The following is a 5911-nucleotide window of genomic DNA, read 5'->3' as shown; positions in this document are numbered from 1 at the left end:
CCTCTGCGCCCGGGCCCTCGCGATCAAGCAGCAGACCGGCGACCGGGAGGGGACGGCGATCTCCCTCGGGAACCTGGGGCGCATCGCGCTCCGGGGGGGGCAGCTCGAGGAGGCGATCGGCTTCCTCCAGGTCGACCTGGAGCTGACCCGAGCCCTGGGCGATCGGCGGGGCGAGGCCATGGTGAGGACCAACCTCGCCGAGTGCCATCTGGCGATGGGGCGCCTCCGCGAGGCCGAGGAGGAGGCGCGGCTGGCGCTGCGCGCGCTCGTGCCCGCGCCGCACCACTATCCCTCGCCGGGCTGTGTGGCCGAGTATCTCTATACCTTTGTCGGGCTCGCCGACCTTCCCGATGGCGCGGCAGGCGTCGCGGGGCTTCATACCGAAGCGGAGAACATCCGCAGCCATCTGGTGTCCTTCGACCGGCTGATGGAGATGGTCGAGACGGGCGAGGTCAACAGCGGGCCGCTGATCCTGCTTGCCTACTGGCTGGACCGCAACCGGACGCGGCTGCGCGCGGATGCCGGTTTGACTTGAGGTCGGCCCGGTCGCGGCCTAGGAATGGGGCAGGCGACAGGAGGACCGACATGCGCATCTCGAAGGACCTTGCGGCGGCCGTGGGCAACACGCCGCTGATCCGGCTGAGGGGTCCGAGCGAACTGACGGGCTGCGAGATCCTCGGCAAGGCGGAATTCCTCAACCCTGGCCAGTCGGTGAAGGACCGCGCCGCGCTCTACATAATCCGCGACGCGGTGGCGAAGGGCACGTTGAAGCCCGGGGGCACGATCGTCGAGGGGACGGCGGGCAATACCGGCATCGGTCTCGCCCTCGTGGGCGCGTCCATGGGCTACCGGACGGTAATCGTCATCCCCGAGACGCAGAGTCAGGAAAAGAAGGACATGCTGCGCCTGGCAGGTGCCGAACTGGTCCAGGTTCCGGCTGCGCCCTACAAGAATCCGAACAATTACGTCCGCTATTCTGGCCGACTGGCGGAAAAACTTGCACAAACCGAACCAAATGGCGCCGTCTGGGCCAACCAGTTCGACAACGTGGCGAACCGCCTCGCGCATCTGGAGACGACCGGCCCCGAAATCTGGGAGCAGACCGCGGGCAGGGTGGACGGCTTCGTCTGCGCCGTGGGTTCGGGCGGCACGCTCGCCGGCGTCGCCATGGCGCTCCAGCCGAAGGGCGTGAAGGTCGCGCTCGCCGACCCCGACGGGGCGGCGCTCTTCAGCTATTACACGACGGGCGAGCTGAAGTCCGAGGGCTCCTCGATCACCGAGGGGATCGGGCAGGGCCGGATCACCGCCAACCTGGAAGGCTTCACGCCCGACATGAGTTTCCGCATCCCCGACAGCGAGGCGCTGCCCATCGTCTTCGACCTTCTGGCGGAGGAGGGGCTCTGCCTCGGCGGGTCGTCCGGGATCAACGTCGCCGGCGCGATCCGCATGGCGCGCGTGATGGGCCCGGGCCACACGATCGTGACCGTTCTCTGCGACTACGGCACGCGGTACCAGTCGAAGCTCTTCAATCCCGATTTCCTCAAGGCCAAGGGATTGCCGGTTCCCGGGTGGCTCGACCGCCCCCAGCGCCCGCTGCCGGGCGCCTTCGTGGACTGATGCGCGGTCTTCGCCCCCTGTTCCTCCTTCTCCTGCTGGCGATTGCCGTGCTGGCGGGCGGGCGCGTGGGCGTCGTGCCCGCGTTCGCGCAAGACCAGGCGGTGGTGGACTATGCACAGTGGGAAAAGGACGCGCAGGGTGCCGAGGACGCGCTGGCGGCCGACCGCGTCAGCAACCAGGCGCTCGAGTCGCTGCGCGAGCGCATCGTCGCCTGGCGCAGCACCTTCGCCACTGCGCAGAACGCGAATGCCGCCCAGATCGAGACCGTGAAGGCGCAGATCGCCTCGCTCGGCCCCGCGCCAACCGAGGAGCGGCCGGACGCGCCGGAGATCGCCGAAAGGCGCAAGGCGCTCGGCGAGCAACTGACCAGGCTGCAGGCGCCGGGGCTCACGGCCGTGGAGGCGTACAGCCGGGCCGACGGTCTCATCCGCCAGATCGACGCCCGCATCCGCGCGCGCCAGGCGAGCGAGTTGCTCAGGCTGTCGCCGACGCCGATCAACCCGGCGAACTGGCCCGCCGGCCTGGCCGTGCTGACGGGCGGGGCCCGTACGCTCTGGAACGAGGCCGAGGAAGCCTGGAGCAATCCGGCACGTCGCACCGAACTGAAGAACAACCTGCCAGTCATCGTCCTTCTCCTGGCGATCGCCGGCGTACTGCTTCTCCGTGGGCCGGGTTTCATCGAGCGGCTTTCCGTGCGGCTCCTGACGCGGGCGAACATCCGCGGCGGCGACATCGTTGCCGCCGTCGTGTCGCTCGGGCAGGTGATCGTGCCGGTTCTCGGCATGATCCTCCTCGTCGCGGCGATCGGTGCGACCGGCATGACCGGCATACGTTCGGCGGCTCTTGTCAACGCGCTGCCATCGGCGGCTGTCAATTTCTTCACTCTCCGCTGGCTTGCCGCCTGGCTGTTCCGCTCCGAGGCCGGTCACGGTTCCGATCTGACAAACCGCCCTGCCGAGGCGCGCTTCCACGTCAACATGATCGCGCTCGTCGCCGCGGCGGAGGCGTTCCGGCGTGCCTTCATCACCGAGGTTCGGCCACCGCTCTCGATGGCGGCGCAGGCCGTCTGGGCCGCGCCGCTCGTCTGCGTCGTCGCCATATTCCTTTTCCGGCTGGGGCTGATCCTGCGTCCGTCCCTTGCGGACGTGCGACCGGGCGCGGCCGAGTTCCGCGACCGCATGCTGCGGCTGATCGGCTCGGTGGCGGTCACCGTCTCCGTCGTTGCGCCGCTCCTGGCGGTCGTGGGCTACGTCGCGGCGGCGAACGCGCTGATCTGGCCGACCGTCGCCTCGCTGGGGCTGGTCGGCGTCATCGTGGTCCTGCAGCGGTTCGCGACGGACATCTACCTCGTGGCCACGCGGTCGGGCGAGGAAGGGCGCGAGGCCTTGCTGCCGGTGCTGATCGGCTTCGGCCTCATGCTCCTCGCGCTGCCGGGCTTCGCGCTGATCTGGGGCGCCCGGACGGCCGACCTCTCGGAACTCTGGACCCGGTTCAGCGAGGGGCTGACGATCGGCGAGACGCGGCTCTCTCCCTCCGTCCTCCTGGCGTTCCTGACCATCTTCGCGATCGGCTATGCGATCACACGGCTCGCCCAGGGGGCGCTCCGGTCGGCGATCCTGCCGCGGACGAAGCTCGACAAGGGCGTTCAGAACGCGCTCATTTCCGGTCTCGGCTATCTCGGCATCTTCCTTTCCGCGCTGGTCGCGATCACCGGCGCAGGGATCGACCTTTCCGCGCTCGGCTATGTTGTCGGCGCGCTCTCGGTCGGTATCGGTTTCGGCCTTCAGAACATCGTGCAGAACTTCGTGTCCGGCATCATCCTCCTGATCGAGCGGCCGATTTCCGAAGGCGACATGATCGACGTCAACGGCCAGATGGGCATCGTCAAGGGCATTTCCGTCCGCTCCACCTGGATCGAGACCTTCGACCGGACCGACGTGATCGTGCCGAACGCCGACCTCGTCTCGGGTGTGGTGACCAACCTCACCCGCGGCAACCAGACCGGCCGGCTGATCATCCCGGTGGGCGTGGCCTACGGCAGCGACACCCGCAAGGTGGAGGCGATGCTCCACGAGATCACCGAGGCCCAGCCGCTCGTGCTCGTCGATCCCGCACCCCGCGTCTTCCTCGTGGGGTTGGGCGCCGACAGCCTCAATTTCGAGATCCGCGCGATCCTTTCTGACGTGAACTTCAAGCTGGTGGTGCAAAGCGAGATCCTGCACCAGATCACCGAGCGGTTCGCGGCCGAGGGCATCGAGATTCCCTTCGCCCAGCGCGACCTCTGGATCCGCAATCCCGAGGCCCTCGGAGGCGCGGTCGCGGGCAGTCCGGGCAGGGCGCCCGGCGGGGCGACAGCGCAGGGATCTCCCGCTACCAGTGGGTCGACGACGGCACCTGACCCCCGTCTCATCCGCAACGATCCCGAAGCCGACGAGGCGGAGGAGGCAGGGGAGGGGCGATGACGATCCTGCTGTTCCGCGAGGATGCCTACCGGCGCGAGGCTCCGGGCACGGTCACCGGACACACGGCCGAAGGCGGGGTCATCCTCGACCAGACCCTCTTCTACCCGACCGGTGGCGGCCAGCCGGGCGATTCCGGAACGCTCGAATGGGAGGGAGGGCGCATCGCGATCGCCACGGCCGTGAAGGGCGAGGCGGGGGCTGTCGTCCTCGTCCCGGCAGAACCCTCGACGCTTCCCCCGCCGGGTACCCGCATCCTGCAGCGCATCGACTGGACGCGGCGCCATGCCCATATGCGGGTCCATACCGCGCTGCACCTTCTTTCGGTGGTCATCCCGCTGCCCGTGACCGGCGGCCAGATCGGCGAGGGCAGGGGGCGGCTCGACTTCGACATGCCGCACGCGCCGGGTGACGTGACCGCGCTGGAGGAACGGGTCAACGCGCTCGTCGACCGTGACCTCGGCGTGACCTCGGAATGGATCACGGACGCGGAACTCGCCGCCAACCCCGGCCTGGTCAAGACCATGTCGGTAGCGCCGCCCGCTGGGCAGGGCCGGGTTCGTCTCGTCCGGATCGGCCAGGCCCCGGACGTGATCGACCTGCAACCCTGCGGCGGAACACATGTCGCGCGCACCGGCGAGATCGGCCGCGTGACCATCGGCCGGATCGAGAACAAGGGTCGGCAGAACCGGCGCGTGAGCCTCATTCTCGCGGGCTGAGCGGACGGCGGATTTTTTGTCGCCGCCCCTTGCCTTGGCGCCCCGCCGGACGCTAAGTAGCGCCCCACGGAGAGGTGGCCGAGTGGTCGAAGGCGCACGCCTGGAAAGTGTGTAGGCGGGGAACCGTCTCGAGGGTTCGAATCCCTCTCTCTCCGCCACCGACCCCCGTCTCTTTCCCTGTCGCCGATTTCCTGCGGAATTCCCGCGCGATTCCGGCCGCTTACCGAACCCGCGAGAGCGGAGAGACGCACGGCATCGGCCGGTTCCCTATCAAAACGGCGGGCCGTCTCTCCTGGCCCGAAAGCCCGGTGCGCTTTCGCTGTTCCGGCCGGATTTACAGCGAATTTTCCCAATCCGCGGCCGTTTTCGCCGATTGCCACAGAGATTCACCCAGTAATAACAATGGCTTGCCTGGACAATTCCCTGCGCGATCGAACAGGGAAAGAATTCGACCGAACAGGGAACGGCCCGAGGCCGATCAGGGAAAGAATTGCCCCGTGCAGGGAAAGCCCTCAGCGGGCGAAGCCGAGGAGCCGTTCCTGAGCATTCCAGTCGAGCGGAAGCTGCACCTTGGCGAGGCGCTCGAGCGTGAGGTCGGCCGGCTGGGTCCCGTCGAGAATGGCGGCCTGGATGCGCGGCGAGAGACCGGCGAGGTGCAGGATCCGCGCGAGGTAGCGCTCGGCGACCTTCTCCGCCGCGGCGAGCCGGCCGAGGGCCGTGCCGGATTTCAGCGCCTCGGCCCAGCGATGGGCGTTGCGAAGCGCCCGGATGAGGGTGGCGTCGGGGGCGGGCAGCGGGTCACCGGCAATGATCCGCGTCTCCACGCCGCGCCGGCGGCAGGCGAAGGGCGCCTCGATCCGCAAGAGAGCGGGATGGAGCCGCGCGGCGGGAAGACCGGCCGCCGCCGCCACGGCATCGCGGTCGAGATCGATGTCGAGGCGGCCGCGGGCGAGGGCGATCGTGTCGATGAGCGCCGCGCCGGCCCGGCATTCTTCGCGCCTGATTGACTGCGCGAGGAGGGCAATGGCGGCGGAAGCCGGTGCCGCCTCGGCGGCCTCGGGTTGCGCGAGGACCGCGTGCCGTGCGGCCGAGGCGGCGAGATGCACGGCGATGGTA

Annotated in this window: 3 protein-coding genes, 1 tRNA gene and 2 pseudogenes; 5 read left to right on the top strand and 1 reads right to left on the bottom strand. The window is 69.0% G+C overall.

Going from position 1 to position 5911, the window contains the following annotated elements; translation table 11 throughout:
- The 5 genes and pseudogenes from F9K34_RS16450 to F9K34_RS16430 form a co-directional block, all read left to right on the top strand.
- Positions 1-535, top strand: a pseudogene (locus F9K34_RS16450) (hypothetical protein); the annotation flags it as partial.
- Between the two features lie 50 nt (positions 536-585).
- Positions 586-1617: a cysteine synthase A gene (locus F9K34_RS16445; RefSeq protein WP_291338201.1), complete on the top strand. Its 1032-nt coding sequence runs from the start codon at positions 586-588 to the stop codon at positions 1615-1617.
- Positions 1617-4079 carry a DUF3772 domain-containing protein gene (locus F9K34_RS16440; protein WP_291338200.1) on the top strand — a complete coding sequence of 821 codons (2463 nt, stop codon included), beginning with the start codon at positions 1617-1619 and terminating at the stop codon, positions 4077-4079. Before F9K34_RS16445 ends, F9K34_RS16440 begins: the two co-directional genes overlap by 1 nt.
- The gene (locus tag F9K34_RS16435; RefSeq protein ID WP_291338199.1) at positions 4076-4795 is read left to right on the top strand and encodes an alanyl-tRNA editing protein; all 720 of its coding nucleotides are present in this window, start codon (positions 4076-4078) and stop codon (positions 4793-4795) included. Before F9K34_RS16440 ends, F9K34_RS16435 begins: the two co-directional genes overlap by 4 nt.
- A gap of 68 nt (positions 4796-4863) precedes the next feature.
- Positions 4864-4953 (top strand) — tRNA-Ser (locus tag F9K34_RS16430).
- Positions 4954-5307: 354 nt separating this feature from the next.
- Here F9K34_RS16430 and F9K34_RS16425 read toward each other — a convergent pair.
- Positions 5308-5911: pseudogene (locus tag F9K34_RS16425) on the bottom strand (recombinase family protein); the annotation flags it as partial.

This window comes from Albidovulum sp., assembly GCF_008933605.1.
Classification (GTDB): Bacteria; Pseudomonadota; Alphaproteobacteria; order Rhodobacterales; family Rhodobacteraceae; genus Albidovulum.
Note: the sequence above shows the minus strand (reverse complement) of the source record. Positions and strands in the feature narration are given on the sequence as shown.